The following is a 16,600-nucleotide window of genomic DNA, read 5'->3' as shown; positions in this document are numbered from 1 at the left end:
CAACACTGTGGGAGCGAGCCTGCTCGCGAAAGCGATGCCCGACGCGCTGTAAATGCTGCGCCGGATCAAGCCTTCGCGAGCAGGCTCGCTCCCACAGGGATAGTGGTGTGCCAATAATGAAAAAGGCGACCCGAAGGTCGCCTCTTTTTGAACGGACGCTGCGATCAGAACTCGTGATCGGCGCTGTCCGGGTTCAGGTCGCTGATGCCCAGTTTGCCGGCAGCGGCTTCGATCGAGCCGGTCTGCTTGACCAGCGCGGCGATGGCGTCGCGAACGACCTGGTTGCCAGCGGTGTTGCCGGCAGCGATCAACTGGTCGTAGTGCTCACCCTTGTTGGCGTGATCGACCATGACCTGGATCTTCGCTTCGGTCGCGGCCAGATCGGCTTTCAGCGCGGTGTCGGCAGCCGGGTCGGCCTTGGCTACCAGCGACGACAGGCTGGCGCCGGTCAGCTTGGTGCCGTCAACACGGGTGTACTCGCCCAGGTAAACGTTACGCACGCCTTTGGCGTCGTAGAAGTGCGAGTAGTGGGTGTTGTCGCTGAAGCAATCCTGCTCGTCTTCGGGGGAGTTGGCTTCCAGGGAAACCTTCATGCGTTCGCCCGCCAGTTCACCCAGGGACAGGCTGCCCATGCCGAAGAGCATTTTGCGCAGGCCGGTTTCGCCTGGCTCCGCTTCCAGGGTGGCGCGGTAGTTGTCGGCCACGTTCGGCTTCCAGTTGCCGACCATTTCTTCCAGGTCGCTCACCAGCAGTTGGGTCACGGCTTTCAGGTAGGCACGACGACGCTCGTTGTGACCACCGGTGGCGCCGGCGCCTTCCAGGTAGTCCGAGGCCGGACGGTTGCCAGCGCCAGGGCCGGTGCCGTTCAGATCCTGGCCCCAGAGCAGGAATTCGATCGCGTGGTAGCCGGTGGCAACGTTCGCCTCGGAACCGCCCAGCTCGTTGAGGCTGGCGAGTTTTTCCGGGGTGATCTCTTTCACGTCGACTTTGTCTTCGCCGACCTGAACTTCGGTGTTGGCGATGATGTTGGCGCTGGCGCCCGGGTTACCCAGTGCGTGCTCGTAGGATTTGTCGACGTAGTCGATCAAGCCCTCGTCCAATGGCCAAGCGTTAACCTGACCTTCCCAGTCGTCGATGATGGTGTTGCCGAAGCGGAATACTTCGCTCTGCAGGTACGGCACGCGTGCGGCGACCCAGGCAGCCTTGGCGGCTTTGAGGGTGTCGGCGTTCGGCTTGGCGAGGAACGCGTCGACGGCGGTTTGCAGGGTTTTCGCGGTGGATTCGGCATCGCTGTAAACGGCGAAGACCATGTCGGCATAGTGCGCGACCACAGCCTTGGCGGCGGCATCGTCAACTTTACCGGCGGCAGGAGCAGGTGCAGCGGCAGGGGCTGGAGCAGCACTGCTGGAAGCCGGAGTCATTTCGGAGGCTTTTTCTTTGTCCTTGCCTTCGCCGCAACCGGCGAGGGAAATAGCGATGGCCAGCAGACTGGCGGTAGCCAGAGGCATACGAATCATGGCGAACATCCTGCTTCGGTAGTTGAGTGGACTGGCGCCGGTGGCGCGCAAAACTGCGACATAATGCAAATCTTTCGCATTATGTGTAAAGGCGTGCTTGGAAATATTTCTTATTTAGGCAGGTGTGATGGCGCGATCTTGCGCTTTTAGAGAATGGCCGCGTTGCTGCGTTGCGCCTGCTTGAGGTAAATGCCCAGCTCACGCGCCGGCAGCGGTTTGCTGTAGTGGTAGCCCTGACCTTCGTGGCAACCCTCGGAAATGATGTAGGTTTCCTGCTCGGCGGTTTCCACGCCTTCGGCAATCACCTGCATGCCCAAGCTCTTGCCCAGCTGAATGATCGCGCGAACGATGGTCGCGTCATCGTCGTCATCGAGCAGATCCTGAACGAAGCTCTTGTCGATCTTGATCTTGTCCAGCGGCAGGCTTTTCAGATAACTGAGGGACGAGTAGCCGGTGCCGAAGTCGTCGATCGCGATCAGCGCACCGGAGCGGCGCAGGCTGAGCAGATGCTGGGCGGCGGTGGTGATGTCTTCCATCAGGCCGGTTTCGGTGACTTCCAGTTCCAGACTGCGCGGCGGCAAGCGGTACATCTGCAACAGGTTGTTGACCACCCGTGGCAGCTCGGCGTGGTGCAGTTGAACGGTGGACAGATTGACCGCCATGCGCAGATCGACAAAACCCTGATCGTGCCACTCGCGCAATTGCTTGCAGGCCTGATCGAGCACCCACTCGCCGATGGCGATGATCGTGCCGTTCTGTTCCGCCAGCGGGATGAACAGGTCCGGCGGCACCAGACCGTGTTCCGGATGTTGCCAGCGAATCAGCGCTTCGACGCCGACCACGCGGTGATCGCGATAACTGATCTGCGGTTGGTAGACGAGGTAGAACTGGTCGCGGATCAGCGCATCGCGCAAATCCTTTTCCAGCTCGCGACGACGGCGCATCTCGCTGTCGACGCTGGCGATGTAGAACTGATAGCGATTGCGCGAGCGGGTCTTGGCCAGGGTCATGGTCTGTTCGGCTTTCTGCAAAAGCTTCTCGGTGCTGTCGCCGTCCTCCGGAAACAGGGTGATGCCGATGGTCGCGCGCAGGCGGATCTCCTGATCGTCGAGGGCGAAGGGCGCCTCGAGGTCATCGAGAATGCTCTGCGCCAGTTCTGCTGCTTCGTAAGGCTGTTCAATGTCGGCCTGCACCAGCGCGAACTGATCGCCGCCCAGGCGAGCGAGCGCGCCAAGACGACCACTGTGGGCACGTAAACGATCGGCCAGGGCCAGCAGCAATTGGTCGCCGGTCTGGTAGCTGAATTGCTCGTTGATGCCCTTGAAGTCATCCAGACCGACGCACAACACGGCGACGCGGCGCTGCAATTTGCCGGCATCGACGAGAATCTTGTCCAGTTGCTGCTGCAATTGCTGGCGGTTCGGCAGACCGGTGAGGAAGTCGTACTGGGCCATGCGCAGCAGGCTGTTTTCCGCTTCGTGACGCAGGTGGGTGTTGCGTTCGATGGACTCGAGCAACTGGTTGGCGGTGTTGATCCACAGGCCCAGCTCGTTTTTTTCGTGGCCCTTGATCTGCGGAATCTTGTGCTCGCTGGGACGATCGGGGTTGATCTCGGTGAGGTGCTCAATGATTCGCGACAGCGGTTTGGTCAGCAGCCAGTGATAGACCAGGTACAGCACCAGGCCCAACGCCAGTGCGCGCAGCACGCCGGAAATGAAAATGATCACCGAGCTGACGATGAAACCTTCGCCATAGGTGGCGGTGTCGAGGGTGATGCTCAGGTCGCCGTAGTATTCGCTGTACGGACCGCGGCCGACCAATTGCGTGGTGAAGGTGCGTTCCTGGCCGAGAATCAGGTCGGTCAGCCAACGGCTGTTGGAATGCTGCAGTTCGCGGGATTTCTGCGCGAGCATGGCTTCGTTGGGGTGGCCGATGGAGGCCTGACGCACGGCGTCGTCCTGGAACAGCCCTTCGATCACCTGCATGCCCATTTCCCGATCCAGGCTGTACACGGCCTGGGTCGATGGATCGCGGAACATGTCGAGGATGCGCTCGGCGTCGCCGGCCACCGCCTGACGGGTCTTGTAGGCATCGAAGACAATCTGCGCGCAGCTCAAGACTACGCCTACGATCAATGCCGACAGGAGCACGACCCGGAGCAACTTCACCGACAAGCTGTTCTTGAGTTCCAGCTTCAAAGGGTTATTCCTTGTTCCGTGCGGGTAGCGTCAAGTTGCCATGAGTATTGGCAATCCCGGGTTGGCAGTCAAAGGGACAATCAGGCACGGGAAAAGTCGCCGTGATCCTGGCCGCAATGTCGTCATTTGAGTAATAGCTCTGAATTAACTGTGTCGGTTGCAATTGCCTTCAACTTGAGCACTGGGCCAAAGATTTTTTCCTTTCTGTGATGGTAGACGGCTGGGGGCTGGCGGCAAACGGCGTGAAGCTGCTTTTACCGTGCGAGAAACGCCATGCGCCGGGCATAAAAAAACCCGGCCGAAGCCGGGCTTTTCATCGGGCGCGCAGCTTAAGCGGTGAAGGTTTTGCCTTCGAACTGCTCGGCCACGAACTTCCAGTTGACCAGGTTCCAGAACGCTTCAACGTACTTCGGACGCAGGTTGCGGTAGTCGATGTAGTAAGCGTGTTCCCAGACGTCGCAGGTCAGCAGCGGGGTGTCGCCGCTGGTCAGCGGGTTGCCGGCGCCGATGGTGCTGGCCAGGGCCAGGGAACCGTCAGCTTTTTTCACCAGCCAGCCCCAGCCGGAACCGAAGGTGCCGATCGAGGTTTTGCTGAATTCTTCCTTGAACTTGTCGAACGAACCGAACGCTGCGTTGATGGCATCTGCCAGGGCGCCGGTTGGTTGACCGCCGGCGTTTGGCGCCAGGCAGTTCCAGTAGAAAGTGTGGTTCCAGACCTGAGCGGCGTTGTTGAAGATGCCGCCCGAAGAAGTCTTGACGATTTCTTCCAGGGTCTTGCCTTCAAACTCGGTGCCTGGCACCAGGTTGTTCAGGTTCACGACGTAGGTGTTGTGGTGCTTGTCGTGGTGGAACTCCAGGGTTTCCTTGGAGATGTGCGGCTGCAGGGCATCGTGTGCGTAAGGCAGCGGCGGCAATTCGAAAGCCATGATGATTCTCCTAATCAGGTCTGTTGCGGTGAGCGCAAGGCCGATCACGGGCGGCCGGAAATGCACCGGCGAGTTTTTACTCTTTGCGGCGCAGGGTTCGGATCATAGCACCGGGGTCGCGCCTTAACCACGCAACAACTGTGTGGGATAGAGGTTCCAGAGCCTTTGGCAATTATTCATCCGGCGATGATCAACTGCGCGGCCACGGCGAACATCATCATTGCCACCACCAGATCGAGAATGCGCCAGGTGCTCGGGCGGGCCAGCCACGGTGCCAGCCACGCCGCGCCAAGGGCCAGGGTGAAAAACCACAGCAACGATGCACTGGCCGCGCCGACTACATAAGCGCCCGGCACCGATTGCTGCGCACCCAGCGAGCCGATCAGCAATACCGTATCGAGGTAAACGTGAGGGTTGAGCAAGGTCACCGCCAGAGCGCTGAGCATCACTGCGCGCAGCGAACGCACGGTCTGGTTTTCGCCTTGCTCAAGGCTCTGTTTCGAGCAGGCCCGGCGCAGCGCCTGGCTGCCGTACCAGATCAGAAACGTCGCGCCGCCCCAACGGGCAATCGCCAGCAGGGTCGGGTTCTGCGCCAGGATCGTTGCCAGGCCGAACACCCCGGCCGCGACCAGAATTGCGTCACACACCACGCACAATGCCGCCACCGGCAAATGGTGTTCACGGCGCAGGCTTTGCGCCAAGACAAAAGCGTTCTGCGTGCCGATCGCCATGATCAGGCCGAACGCCACCAACAGGCCGTTTACATAGCTTTGCCACATGAGAGAAATCCTTGAAGGAGAGTGCTTGCTGGCTATTCTCCGATGTGACGCTGTATAAGAAAAACCAATAGTACTGATCGCCCATTAGGAAAACTGATGTTCGACTATAAATTGCTTTCCGCGCTCGCCGCTGTGGTCGAGCAGGCCGGATTCGATCGCGCCGCACAGGTGCTGGGCCTGTCGCAGTCGGCGATCTCCCAGCGCATCAAATTGCTTGAAGCGCGGGTCGGCCAGCCAGTGCTGGTGCGCGGAACACCGCCAGCGCCGACCGAGATCGGCCGACGCTTGCTCAACCATGTGCAGCAGGTGCGTCTGCTCGAGCGCGACTTGCAATCAGTGGTGCCGGCGCTCGACGAAGAAGGCTTGCCCGATCGCCTGCGCATCGCCCTGAACGCCGACAGCCTCGCCACATGGTGGGCCGAGGCCGTCGGCGATTTCTGCGCCGAGCAGCATTTGTTGCTCGACCTGATCGTCGAAGACCAGACCGTTGGCCTCAAGCGCATGCGTGCCGGTGAAGTGGCCGCATGCCTGTGTGCCAGCGAGCGGCCGGTGGCGGGAGCCCGCAGCGTGTTGCTCGGCGCCATGCGATATCGCGCCCTGGCCAGTCCGGCCTTCATCGCCCGGCATTTTCCCGATGGCGTGAGCGCCGAACAGCTGCCGCGCACCCCGGCGCTGGTGTTCGGCCCGGACGATTTTCTCCAGCATCGCTATCTGGCGCTGTTGGGCGTCGACGGCGCGTTTGAACATCACTTATGTCCGTCCTCCGAAGGCTTCATCCGCCTGACCGAGGCCGGTCTGGGTTGGGGGCTGGTGCCGGAACTGCAGGTGCGCGAACAGTTGCAACGCGGGGTGCTGCGCGAATTGCTGCCAGATAAACCGATCGACGTGCCGCTGTACTGGCATCATTGGCGCAATGGCGGCCAGTTGCTGAACCTGCTTACCGAACAACTGCTGCGCTCCTCAAAGCAATGGCTAGTGGCTTGAACGCAGCTGCAAGCGTCAAGCTGCAAGAACACGCACCGTTTCAACTTGCAGCTGAAAGCTCGAAGCTTGCAGCTGCTTCCCTGGAGTTTTTGATGAAGATTTTGGTTACCGGCGCCAGCGGCTTTATTGGCGGGCGCTTTGCGCGTTTCGCCCTGGAGCAGGGCCTTGAAGTGCGGGTCAACGGTCGCCGGGCCGAGAGCGTCGAGCATCTGGTGCGCCGGGGCGCGGAGTTCGTGCCGGGCGATCTGACCGACGCCGATCTGGTGCACGACCTGTGCAACGATGTCGAAGCCGTGGTGCATTGCGCCGGTGCTGTCGGTGTGTGGGGGCGTTATCAGGACTTTCATCAGGGCAACGTCGAAGTCACCGAAAACGTCGTCGAAGCGTGCCTCAAGCAGCGGGTGCGGCGGCTGGTGCATCTGTCGTCGCCATCGATCTATTTCGATGGCCGCGACCATCTCGGTCTGACCGAAGAGCAAGTGCCCAAACGCTTCAAGCATCCCTACGCCGCGACCAAATATCTGGCCGAGCAGAAAGTCTTCGGCGCCCAGGAATTCGGTCTGGAAACCATCGCCCTGCGCCCGCGTTTCGTCACCGGTGCCGGTGACATGAGCATCTTCCCGCGCCTGCTGAAGATGCAACGCAAGGGCCGGCTGGCGATCATCGGCAACGGCTTGAACAAAGTCGATTTCACCAGCGTGCAGAACCTCAATGAAGCCATGCTCAGCAGCCTGTTGGCCCAAGGTTCGGCGCTGGGCAAGGCCTACAACATCAGCAACGGCACGCCGGTGCCGCTGTGGGATGTGGTCAATTACGTGATGCGGCGGATGGACGTCGATCAGGTGCGCAAATATCGCTCCTACGGTCTGGCCTACAGTGTTGCGGCGCTCAATGAAGGCGCGTGCATGCTCTGGCCGGGACGCCCTGAGCCGACCCTGTCGCGCCTGGGCATGCAGGTCATGAAAAAAAATTTCACCCTCGACATCAGCCGCGCCCGGCATTATCTCGACTACGATCCGAAAGTCAGCCTGTGGGCGGCCCTCGATGAGTTCTGTGCGTGGTGGAAAGCCCAGGACATCCGTTGAAACGATTCGGCCGGGCGGCAATGAACCGCCTTGCGGGTTGAGGGTCAATGCCTGCGGCTGCGGCGGTTATACTTCGCAGCATTTAGCCATCACCGCGTTTGCCAAAGGTTGCCTCAATGTCCATGCGAAACGATGCCCACGACGACGATTTCGACAACGTGCCAAGCCTGCGCGCCGATCCGTTCGATGACGATGACATCGCCCCCGGCCACCGCACTTCCGTGCATTCGCGCAGCGCGCCAGTGGTCAAGGTCAAGGCCGCCAGCACCGGGCCGCTGTGGGCGCTGGTCGGTGCGTTGTTTTTTGCCTTCATCGGTCTGGCCTGGTGGAGCTTCCAGCAGATTTCGTTGATGGAGCAGCAACTGGTCGCCACCCAGGAAAGCTTCGCCCGCATCAGCGAAGAAGCGGCGGGGCGCCTGCAGGATATTTCCGGCAAGGTTGTCGCCAGCCAGAGCAACGTCAGCAGCGACAGCGAAGCGCTGAAGCTGCAGATCAAGCAACTCGAAGGCAAGCTGCTCGACCAGAGCAAGCAGCAGCAAGGCGTGGCCGGGCAGGCCAGCGAACTGGACAAGCGTCTGGCGCAGATGACCGCGCAGACCACCGAACAACAGAACGCCAATACGCAGTTGCAGGCTCAGGTCAAAGCCTTGAGCGCCGAGCTGGCGACCCTTAAAAGCACCCCGGCCGATACCAGCAAGGTCGATGCCCAGTTGAAAGCTTTCGACGCCCAGTTCAAAAGCCTCGGCGCCGATATCGCCGCGCTGAAGAAACAGGGCAATCCGAGCGCGGCGATCGATCGTCTGGAGCAGGACATCGTGGTGCTGAAAAGTCAGCAGGACAACCGCCCGGCAGCGCCACAGGGTGGCGGCAATACTGCCGAGTTCGATGCGTTCCGCGCGCAGATGACCCGCAACCTCAACACCTTGCAGGCGCAGATCCAGAATCTCCAGCAGCAGATCAATTCCCGCCCGTAAGCGCTGAGCGAGGCTGGCGAGCGTTGCTTGCCAGCTTCACGGCGCAATGTTCAGAAACGCTCTGAATATCTCTACATGACCGCAAGCCGTCTACGCTCTTGAAACATCAAAAAGAACGAGGGATGCGCTATGGGGTTTTTGCATAAAGTGGCCTGGCTCGGCCTGATGTTGTTGGCCGGCTTCGGCCAAGCCAGCGCCGCCACCGCCGCCAAGGATGACAGTCAGGCCGCCATTGCCCTGCTGGAAAAAGCCTTGGCCTACTACCACGACAATGGTGACAAGGCGTTCGCCGCCTTCAGCCGCCAGGGTGAGTTCGTCGACAAGGATCGCTACGTGTTCGTCCTCGACACCAAAGGCGTCATGCTTGCCAGTGGCGGGCCGTCATCGGCGCTGATCGGCCGCGATGTCAGCGAAGTGCTCGGGCCGGATCTGCAGAAGGCGTTCAAGGATGCGTTGAAAGTGCCGGAAGGCAACGGTATCCAGCAGGCCGAATACCGCTGGCAGAACTGGGCCGACGGCAAGGTCGAGCGCAAGCATGTGTTCTACCAGCGCGTCGGGGAACGCATTCTCGCGGTGGGTTACTACCTGCCACGGGCATCGGCTGAGCAGGCCAGGGCCTTGCTGGACAAAGCCGCGACGGATCTGACCAAGAACGAGAAGGGCACGCTGACCGCGATCAACTCACTCAAGGGCGGTTACTTGCAGGATGACCTGTATGTCTTCGTGGTCGATCTGAACAATCAACGCTACGTCGCCCACGGCACCAATCTGCGTTTGATCAACACTGATTTTGGCAAGGTCAAGGATCCGGAAGGCAAACCGGTGGGCGAGCCGATTCTGGCGCTGATCGACAAGCAGGATGAAGGCGAATATGAATACCGCTGGAAAAACCCGGTGACCGGCAAGATCGAGGACAAGCATGCGTACCTGAAAAAGGTCGGGCATTTCCTCGTCGCGGTGGGCTACTACAGCCCTTGAGCGCGCGATGATCGTTCCCACGCTCCGCGGGGGAATGCAGCCCGGGACGCTCTGCGTCCCATCCAAGGCCGAACGCAGAGCGTCCGTTGAGGCATTCCCATGCAGAGCGTGGGAACGATCAGCGCAAAAGGCTCATTTCGCGCCGTGCTCCCGCCCGCGCAGCAGGTTGTTCGGCATGGCAATCGCCGCCGCCAGCCCGAGCAACGACACTGCCGTGCTGACCCAAAGCAAGTGGCGGAAGGTCACCAGCAGCTCCGCGCGCAAAGCGTTCTGCGCTTCGCCGGGTGCTGCGTTCAGGCCATCGAGCAGGACGTTGCCCGAATGCCCCTCGCTGATCAGCGAACTGTTCGCCAGATGGGCGAAGCTGGAGTCGTGCAGCAACGCCAGCAGCAGCGCCGACATCAACGCCACGCCCACCGCACCGCCCAGTGAGCGGAACAGATTGGTGGTGCTGGTGGCGACGCCGATGTCGCGTTGTTCCACCGAGTTTTGTGTGCCGACCAGCGAGGTCGGGAACTGCATGCCGCCAGCGATGCCGCTGAGCAACATGAACAAACCGCTGAGCAGCGTCGCTTGTGGCGGACTGAAGGCCATGCCGAGAATCGCGATCGGCATGAGGATCGCCCCAGTGAGAATCTGCGGTTTGTAGCGTCCGGTGATCGAGGTGCGGCGGCCGGCGAAATAGGCACCGATCGGCAAGCCCATCGCCAGAGGCAGCAAGTGCAACGCGGCGCTGTCGGCACCCGCGCCGGTGACGCTTTGGAAACGCAGCGGCATCAGCACGATCAGCGAGATGGCCTGGAAACTGGTGAAGAAGATCGTGCACCAGCACAACAGGGCATTACGATTGGCGAACAGGTGCATCGGCAGCAACGGCTCGCGCGCCCGGCGTTCATGCCAGACGAACAGCGCCAATACCACCACGGCACAAGCGAACAGGCCGAGCACTTCGCTGCTGCGCCATGAATGACCCTGGCCGACTTCGGTGATGCCGAGCAGCAACGCGGTCAGGCCGATGATCATCAGCACCGTGCCGAGGTAATCGATCACCGGTTTACGCTGAGGAATTGGCAAGCCGCGCAGGTTACGCCGTGCCACCCACCAGGCGCCGAGGCCCAGCGGCAGGTTGATCAGAAACACCCAGCGCCACGACAGGTATTCGGTCATGTAGCCGCCGAGCACCGGACCGGCGACGCTGGCCACCGCGTACATGCTGCTGAAGTAACCCTGATAGCGGCCGCGTTCACGCGGCGGGACGATGTCGCCGATGATCGCCTGACTCACCGAGATCATGCCGCCGGCGCCGATGCCCTGAAGAATCCGCGCCAGCACCAGTTGTTCCATGCTCTGCGCCATGCCGCAGAACAGCGAGGCGAGGGTGAACAGGCCCATGCCGAACAGCATCAGTTTGCGCCGCCCGTACAGGTCGCCGAGCTTGCCGTAGATCGGCACCGCCACGGTCATCGCCACCATGTAGCCGGAAATCACCCAGGCCAGCAGGCTGACGTCCTTGAATTGCGCGGAGATCGCCGGCATCGACACGGCGACGATGGTCTGGTCCAGCGCACCGAGGAAGATCGCCATCATCAAGGCGACCAGCACGCTGCGAATGGCCGGTTTGGGCGTTTCAGGCTGATTGAGGGTGGTCACGGAAAACCTGCGGGCAGTGATTGACCCGCATGGACAAGGCGAGCGGGTAAGTGCTCGCCAGTGTAAGTCGATAGCAGGCTATTCGATAGCCTCGTACGGAAGCCCGACGTAATTTTCTGCAATGGTTTTTTGCCCGGCTTGCGAGCTGACAAAGTAGTCCAGTTCCGACGCGCTGATGCGCTGGCTAAACTCATCGTGATCGTCGAAGCGATGCAGCATCGACGTCATCCACCAGGAAAACCGTTCGGCTTTCCAAACTCGGCGCAGGCAGATCTCCGAGTATTTTTCCAGCAAATCAGTGCGATTTTCGCGATACACCTTCAGCAGAATATTGAACAACGTGCTGACATCACTGGCGGCCAGGTTCAAGCCCTTGGCGCCAGTGGGCGGGACGATATGGGCAGCGTCGCCGACGAGAAACATGCGCCCGTACTGCATTGGCTCGACGACAAAACTGCGCAGCGGCGCGATGCTTTTTTCGATCGAAGGACCGGTCACCAGTTTTTCCGCGAGGGCATCCGGCAGGCGTTTTTTCAGCTCATCCCAGAAACGCTGATCGCTCCAGTCATCGACGTTTTCATCCGCCGGCACTTGCAGGTAATAGCGGGTACGCGTGGCCGAACGCATGCTGCACAAGGCGAAGCCGCGTTCGTGGCGGGCGTAGACCAATTCATCGTGGACCGGCGGTGTGTCGGCGAGAATGCCCAGCCAGCCGAACGGGTAGACCCGCTCGAAAATCTTCAGGCAATCGGCCGGAATCGACTGCCGCGCGACGCCATGGAAACCATCGCAACCGGCGATGTAATCGCAATCAACGCGCCAGCTTTCACCGTCCTTTTCGAAGGTGACAAAAGCTTCGTCGCTTTTCATGTCATGGGGAACGACATTGCTCGCTTGATAAATTGTTGGCGCGCCGGCCTCCCGACGAGCGGCCATCAGGTCGCGGGTGACCTCGGTCTGGCCGTAGACCATTACTGTTTTGCCGCCGGTCAGCGCGTGCAGGTCGATGTGCACCTGACGCCCGTCCAGCGCCAGATCGAAGCCGCCATGAACCAGACCTTCGGCATCCATTCGCTGACCGATGCCGGCCTCACGCAGCAGCTCTACCATGCCTTGTTCAAGCACACCGGCACGGATGCGCCCAAGAATGTAATCGGGCGTCTGGCGTTCGAGGATCAGGGTGTCGATGCCAGCGTTGTGCAGCAACTGGCCGAGGAGCAGTCCGGAAGGACCGGCGCCGATAATGGCGACTTGGGTTTTCAGGGTTTTCATTGTTTTTATGACTCGCAAGCTTCACGCAGCAACAGCCGGTGAATGATTTTATGGATCGAGTGCTTGCATTTTTCCCTTGCGGGTCTGTCAATTGAAGGTGAAAACTGAGCCGATACCTGTACATTCTGCCAATCGGTGCGATTATCGCCCAAAAACCAGAGGCCTGGATTGAAGTATGAACAAGCCTGCCCTGCCTTCTATTCCGGTGTTCAAGCTCTATGGTGAAAGCCTGGACTGGCCGACCCCGGACTTGCTGCACTGTGAAACCATTTCCTCGCGCAGTCGCGAACACCAATGGGAAATCAAACCTCACCGCCACGCGGATCTATGCCAGCTGCTGTTCGTTTTCAAAGGTCAGGCAGAGCTCGAAATCGAAGGCCAGCGCACGCAACTCGAGACTCCGGCGATACAGGTGCTGCCACCGTTGTCGGTGCACGGCTTTCGTTTTTCCGAAGATGTTGAAGGCTTCATCGTCACCTTGGCCACGCCGCTGATCAACCATTTGCAGGCGCAACTGGGCGATTCGGTACACGCGTTGGCTCGGGCGGAAAACTACCCGGCCGGCAAGGATGGCGATTATCTCAACAGCCTGTTTTCAGCGTTGCAGGCCGAGTACAACGGCCATCAACCGGCGCGGGAAATGCTCATGCATTCGCTGGTCAGCGTGATCATGGTCTGGGTCAGCCGCCAGGCGATCGTTCGGCACAAGGCCAGCCAGCGCCCGCAGCGCCAACGCGAATACCTCAACGGTTTCATTCAGTTGGTGGAAGAGACTTACCGCCAGCACGTCAAGGTCGAAGACCTCGCCCATCGCCTGGGCATCTCTGTGTCGCACCTCAACGGCACCTGCCGTGAACTGGCCGGGCAACCGGCGTTGCAGATCATGCACGAGCGTCAGTTGCTGGAAGCCAAGCGCCTGCTGACCTACACCAGCATGACGATTTACGAGATGTCGGAGTTGTTGGGTTTTTCCGATCCGACCAACTTCACGCGCCTGTTCCGTCGCCGGGTGGGGATTTCGCCAAAGGCATTCCGCGACCGCTTGAAGGCCGAGCAACAATCCTGAAAGCGCTGATGAGCCCTGTGGGAGCGAGCCTGCTCGCGAATACGGTCTTTCATCCAGCATCCTGGTTGACTGACACACCGCTTTCGCGAGCAGGCTCGCTCCCACAAGGGATGCATTCCAGGTCAGTCTTGTCAGCGCAATGCGTTCAGCGTGGCATTGTGCGGAATACACCGCTCATAGTTGCAGCTCGCATACTCGCGCGGCAACTGGCGCAACTGCTCGACCCGCCAGGCAGCGGTGCCGTACAGCGCCAGCGTGGCGGCGCAGGTGATGAAAATGGCGGCGTACCTTTTTGTTTTGATGTTCATGGTGTTCGACCTCTGAACGTCTACCTTGCGGTATTACTTTGAGCATAGGTCAGCGGCGCGCACTTGCCAGCGAGTGCGCTTGAGGATTTAGCCGGCCATTCAGCGAATTGATGCCCATGTGGGAGCGAGCCTGCTCGCGAAGGCGGTGGTGCAAGCGACATCAATGTTGAAAGTACTGGCCTCTTCGCGAGCAGGCTCGCTCCCACAAGGGATCGGGTTTACAGGTCGGCATCCCAGGCCGGGGCCTCGGGAAAGCGCTGCACGAGGAAGTCGAGCATGCTGCGCAGTGCCGCCGGCATGTGTTTGCGAGAGGCGTACACCGCGTAGATATTCATCTGGCGCGGTTCTGCGTGTGGCAGCAAACGCAGCAGCTCGCCGTTGTGAATATGCACGCCAGCCTGGTAGGTCGGCAGCATCGCCACGCCCGCGCCGGCCAGGGTTGCGCGCAGAAGGGTGCTGGCCTCGTTGGCGCTGATATTGCCCTGCACCGGTACCGAAACCGGTTCGCCATCCTCCTCGAAATGCCACAGGCTTTTGCCGAAATAGGAATGGGTCAGGCAGTTATGTCGGCTCAAATCCTCAACCGTGTGCGGCGCCGGATGCTCAAGCAGATAAGCCGGCGCTGCGCAGACCACCGAGCGGCACACGGTCAGGCGCCGGGCGATCAGATTCGGATCAAGATCATTGCTGGTGCGAATCGCCAGATCGATGCGTTCATCGACCAGATTCACCGTGCGGTCGAGCATTTGCAGATCGATACTCACGCCTGGGTAAAGCTTGACGTATGCCGCCATCGCATCGGCCAGTTGCGCCTGGCCAAACGAGGTGCTGACGCTGATCCGCAGCAATCCGCGCGGCGCGTCATCGGGTTCGCTGACGGCGGCCTGCATGTCCTGCGACAAGTCGAGCATCTGCCGACAGCGCGGGAGGATTTCACTGCCAGCGGCGGTCAGGCTCAATTTGCGCGTGGTGCGGTGCATCAGCCGCGCGCCGACCCAGTCTTCCAGCTCCGCCAGATAGCGCGACACTACTGGCCGCGACAGGTCGAGGTGGTCGGCCGCCGCCGACTGGCTGCCCAAGTCCACCACCGTGACGAATACCCGCATTGCTTGAAGCCGATCCATGATTTGCCCGCTTTCAGAAACAAACTATGTCCAAGCATCGCATTTTTTGTACTGAGTCTGGCAACTAAGCTCTGTTGCATCGCCAGACTGGCATTGGTAATCCGGAGCAACAAATGATCGGCTTCACCCCCTTCAAACGCGTTCTGCTCGCCGCGGCATTTTTCGGCTTTGCCGCCCATGTATCCGCCGCCGAGCTGAGCCTTGATGTCTACAATCCGGGCACCCAGGCGATTTTCCCGGTCAGCTCGGTGCTGGTCAGCGGTGAGAAAGAAGCGATTCTGGTCGATGCGCAATTCGGCAAATCCCAGGCCGAACAGGTGGTGGAAAAGATCCGCGCCAGCGGCAAGCAATTGACCACCATCTACATCAGCCATGGCGACCCGGATTACTACTTCGGCCTCGACACACTGACCAAAGCATTCCCGCAAGCGAAAGTCCTGGCTTCGCAGCCGACCGTCGATCACATCAAGCACACCGTCGACGGCAAACTGGCCTACTGGGGACCGAAAATGGGCGCCGACGTGCCGGCGAAAACCATCGTCCCGGACGTGCTCAAGGGCGACAGCCTGACCCTCGAAGGCAAGCAATTGCAGGTGATCGGCCTCGACGGCAAGCAACCGGATCGCAGCTTCGTATGGATCCCGTCGCTCAAAGCAGTGGTCGGTGGCGTAGTGGTCGCCGAGAACATTCATGTGTGGATGGCCGACACCCAGACCGCGCAATCCCACGCCGACTGGCTGCACACCCTGCACGCCATCGAAAGCCTGAAACCGCAAACCGTAGTACCCGGCCATTTTCTGGGCGACAGCAGCCGCTCGCTGGCCAGCGTGAAATTCACCGCCGATTACATCAAGGCCTTCGATGCCGAAACCGCCAAGGCCAAAGACTCTGCTGCACTGATCGCAGCGATGAAAAAACGCTACCCGCAACTCGGCGAGGAAAGCTCGCTGGAGCTCAGCGCGAAAGTCGCCAAGGGCGAGATGCAGTGGTAAGCCGAACCTGAACACGCAGCATTTTCAAGCCAACTGGAGAATGTCATGAGCAAGATTGCAATCATTGGTGCCACCGGCCGTGCCGGTAGCCAACTGCTGGAAGAAGCCCTGCGTCGCGGCCACAGCGTCACCGCCATTGCCCGCGATACCTCAAAGGTCGGTGATCGCGCCGGTGTCGTCAGCAAGAGCCTCGACGTGCTGGATTCGGCGGCGCTGCAAGCGGCGGTGGCCGGTCACGACGCCGTGATCAGCGCAGCGCATTTCGCCACCGTCCCGGCCTCGGCGATTGTCGGACCGGTAAAACAGGCGGGCGTGAAGCGCTTGCTGGTGGTCGGCGGCGCCGGTTCGCTGTTGCTGCCGGATGACACGCGGGTGATCGACAGTGCCGGTTTCCCGGCTGAATACAAAGCCGAGGCGAACGCGGGGGCGGCGTTTCTTGATGCGTTGCGTCAGGAGCAGGAACTGGACTGGACTTTCCTCTCGCCGTCGGCGGAGTTTGTCGAGGGTGAACGCAGCGGCCAGTATCGCGTCGGCAAGGATCACCTGTTGGTCAGTGCCGAAGGGCGCAGCTGGATCACCTTTGCCGATTATGCGATTGCGCTGATTGACGAAGTGGAGACGCCGAAGCATTTGCGGCTGCGTTATACGGTCGGGTATTGAGTCAAGCCTTTTCCCCTCACCCCAGCCCTCTCCCCGGGGGAGAGGGAGCCGACCGAGTTGTCTTGGGTCACGCATTGACCTGAACGA

Annotated in this window: 15 protein-coding genes; 7 read left to right on the top strand and 8 right to left on the bottom strand. The window is 60.5% G+C overall.

Features of this window, described 5'->3' with window-relative positions; genetic code table 11:
• Window positions 1-164: 164 nt before the first annotated feature.
• The 4 genes from D8U71_RS24560 to D8U71_RS24545 form a co-directional block, all read right to left on the bottom strand.
• Window positions 165-1,517: an imelysin family protein gene (locus D8U71_RS24560; RefSeq protein WP_122746738.1), complete on the bottom strand. Its 1,353-nt coding sequence runs from the start codon at window positions 1,515-1,517 to the stop codon at window positions 165-167.
• A gap of 146 nt (window positions 1,518-1,663) precedes the next feature.
• Window positions 1,664-3,715: an EAL domain-containing protein gene (locus D8U71_RS24555; RefSeq protein WP_016773430.1), complete on the bottom strand. Its 2,052-nt coding sequence runs from the start codon at window positions 3,713-3,715 to the stop codon at window positions 1,664-1,666.
• Between the two features lie 329 nt (window positions 3,716-4,044).
• Complete coding sequence (locus D8U71_RS24550) at window positions 4,045-4,641, bottom strand: Fe-Mn family superoxide dismutase (protein ID WP_016773431.1); 597 nt, start codon at window positions 4,639-4,641, stop codon at window positions 4,045-4,047.
• Between the two features lie 176 nt (window positions 4,642-4,817).
• Entirely contained in the window at window positions 4,818-5,420 is a 603-nt protein-coding gene (locus D8U71_RS24545; RefSeq protein ID WP_130888882.1) for a LysE/ArgO family amino acid transporter, read from the bottom strand.
• Between the two features lie 96 nt (window positions 5,421-5,516).
• Here D8U71_RS24545 and D8U71_RS24540 point away from each other — a divergent pair, with 96 nt between their 5' ends.
• From D8U71_RS24540 to D8U71_RS24525, 4 genes are all read left to right on the top strand, one after another.
• The gene (locus tag D8U71_RS24540) at window positions 5,517-6,404 is read left to right on the top strand and encodes a LysR family transcriptional regulator ArgP (RefSeq protein ID WP_122611896.1); all 888 of its coding nucleotides are present in this window, start codon (window positions 5,517-5,519) and stop codon (window positions 6,402-6,404) included.
• A gap of 92 nt (window positions 6,405-6,496) precedes the next feature.
• On the top strand, window positions 6,497-7,489 hold the full coding sequence (locus D8U71_RS24535; RefSeq protein ID WP_122507742.1) for an NAD-dependent epimerase/dehydratase family protein: 993 nt from the start codon (window positions 6,497-6,499) through the stop codon (window positions 7,487-7,489).
• A gap of 116 nt (window positions 7,490-7,605) precedes the next feature.
• On the top strand, window positions 7,606-8,463 hold the full coding sequence (locus D8U71_RS24530) for an ATPase (protein WP_130888881.1): 858 nt from the start codon (window positions 7,606-7,608) through the stop codon (window positions 8,461-8,463).
• 129 nt (window positions 8,464-8,592) lie between these two features.
• The gene (locus tag D8U71_RS24525) at window positions 8,593-9,441 is read left to right on the top strand and encodes a cache domain-containing protein (protein WP_122602062.1); all 849 of its coding nucleotides are present in this window, start codon (window positions 8,593-8,595) and stop codon (window positions 9,439-9,441) included.
• Between the two features lie 132 nt (window positions 9,442-9,573).
• Here D8U71_RS24525 and D8U71_RS24520 read toward each other — a convergent pair whose 3' ends face one another.
• Together D8U71_RS24520 and pobA are read right to left on the bottom strand one after the other, a co-directional pair.
• Entirely contained in the window at window positions 9,574-11,091 is a 1,518-nt protein-coding gene (locus D8U71_RS24520) for an MDR family MFS transporter (RefSeq protein ID WP_130888880.1), read from the bottom strand.
• A 78-nt stretch (window positions 11,092-11,169) separates the two neighbouring features.
• Window positions 11,170-12,363, bottom strand: coding sequence for a 4-hydroxybenzoate 3-monooxygenase (gene pobA, locus D8U71_RS24515; RefSeq protein WP_130888879.1), 1,194 nt, complete (start codon window positions 12,361-12,363; stop codon window positions 11,170-11,172).
• Window positions 12,364-12,538: 175 nt separating this feature from the next.
• Between pobA and D8U71_RS24510 the strand changes: the two genes are divergently transcribed.
• Window positions 12,539-13,429 carry a helix-turn-helix domain-containing protein gene (locus D8U71_RS24510; protein WP_024014136.1) on the top strand — a complete coding sequence of 297 codons (891 nt, stop codon included), beginning with the start codon at window positions 12,539-12,541 and terminating at the stop codon, window positions 13,427-13,429.
• Between the two features lie 131 nt (window positions 13,430-13,560).
• On the opposite strand, the gene D8U71_RS28425 is transcribed toward D8U71_RS24510, so the two are convergent.
• Window positions 13,561-13,737 carry a hypothetical protein gene (locus D8U71_RS28425; protein WP_016773438.1) on the bottom strand — a complete coding sequence of 59 codons (177 nt, stop codon included), beginning with the start codon at window positions 13,735-13,737 and terminating at the stop codon, window positions 13,561-13,563.
• Window positions 13,738-13,955: 218 nt separating this feature from the next.
• The gene (locus tag D8U71_RS24505) at window positions 13,956-14,861 is read right to left on the bottom strand and encodes a LysR family transcriptional regulator (protein ID WP_206663213.1); all 906 of its coding nucleotides are present in this window, start codon (window positions 14,859-14,861) and stop codon (window positions 13,956-13,958) included.
• A gap of 113 nt (window positions 14,862-14,974) precedes the next feature.
• Here D8U71_RS24505 and D8U71_RS24500 point away from each other — a divergent pair, with 113 nt between their 5' ends.
• On the top strand, window positions 14,975-15,853 hold the full coding sequence (locus tag D8U71_RS24500; protein WP_130888878.1) for an MBL fold metallo-hydrolase: 879 nt from the start codon (window positions 14,975-14,977) through the stop codon (window positions 15,851-15,853).
• Window positions 15,854-15,898: 45 nt separating this feature from the next.
• A complete protein-coding gene (locus D8U71_RS24495) occupies window positions 15,899-16,513 on the top strand; it encodes an NAD(P)-dependent oxidoreductase (protein WP_130888877.1) in 615 nt (204 codons plus the stop codon).
• Window positions 16,514-16,600 lie beyond the last annotated feature (87 nt).

It is taken from the genome of Pseudomonas sp. Sample_21, from assembly GCF_004307525.1.
Classification (GTDB): domain Bacteria; phylum Pseudomonadota; class Gammaproteobacteria; order Pseudomonadales; family Pseudomonadaceae; genus Aquipseudomonas; species Aquipseudomonas atacamensis.
Note: the sequence above shows the minus strand (reverse complement) of the source record. Positions and strands in the feature narration are given on the sequence as shown.

Excerpts from the sequence above, each read along its gene's own strand:
- D8U71_RS28425 (WP_016773438.1), bottom strand. The coding sequence starts at position 13,737 with ATGAACATCAAAACAAAAAGGTACGCCGCCATTTTCATCACCTGCGCC.
- pobA (WP_130888879.1), bottom strand. The coding sequence starts at position 12,363 with ATGAAAACCCTGAAAACCCAAGTCGCCATTATCGGCGCCGGTCCTTCC.
- D8U71_RS24540 (WP_122611896.1), top strand. The coding sequence starts at position 5,517 with ATGTTCGACTATAAATTGCTTTCCGCGCTCGCCGCTGTGGTCGAGCAG.
- D8U71_RS24545 (WP_130888882.1), bottom strand. The coding sequence starts at position 5,420 with ATGTGGCAAAGCTATGTAAACGGCCTGTTGGTGGCGTTCGGCCTGATC.
- D8U71_RS24510 (WP_024014136.1), top strand. The coding sequence starts at position 12,539 with ATGAACAAGCCTGCCCTGCCTTCTATTCCGGTGTTCAAGCTCTATGGT.
- D8U71_RS24500 (WP_130888878.1), top strand. The coding sequence starts at position 14,975 with ATGATCGGCTTCACCCCCTTCAAACGCGTTCTGCTCGCCGCGGCATTT.
- D8U71_RS24495 (WP_130888877.1), top strand. The coding sequence starts at position 15,899 with ATGAGCAAGATTGCAATCATTGGTGCCACCGGCCGTGCCGGTAGCCAA.
- D8U71_RS24535 (WP_122507742.1), top strand. The coding sequence starts at position 6,497 with ATGAAGATTTTGGTTACCGGCGCCAGCGGCTTTATTGGCGGGCGCTTT.
- D8U71_RS24550 (WP_016773431.1), bottom strand. The coding sequence starts at position 4,641 with ATGGCTTTCGAATTGCCGCCGCTGCCTTACGCACACGATGCCCTGCAG.
- D8U71_RS24530 (WP_130888881.1), top strand. The coding sequence starts at position 7,606 with ATGTCCATGCGAAACGATGCCCACGACGACGATTTCGACAACGTGCCA.
- D8U71_RS24560 (WP_122746738.1), bottom strand. The coding sequence starts at position 1,517 with ATGATTCGTATGCCTCTGGCTACCGCCAGTCTGCTGGCCATCGCTATT.
- D8U71_RS24525 (WP_122602062.1), top strand. The coding sequence starts at position 8,593 with ATGGGGTTTTTGCATAAAGTGGCCTGGCTCGGCCTGATGTTGTTGGCC.
- D8U71_RS24505 (WP_206663213.1), bottom strand. The coding sequence starts at position 14,861 with ATGGATCGGCTTCAAGCAATGCGGGTATTCGTCACGGTGGTGGACTTG.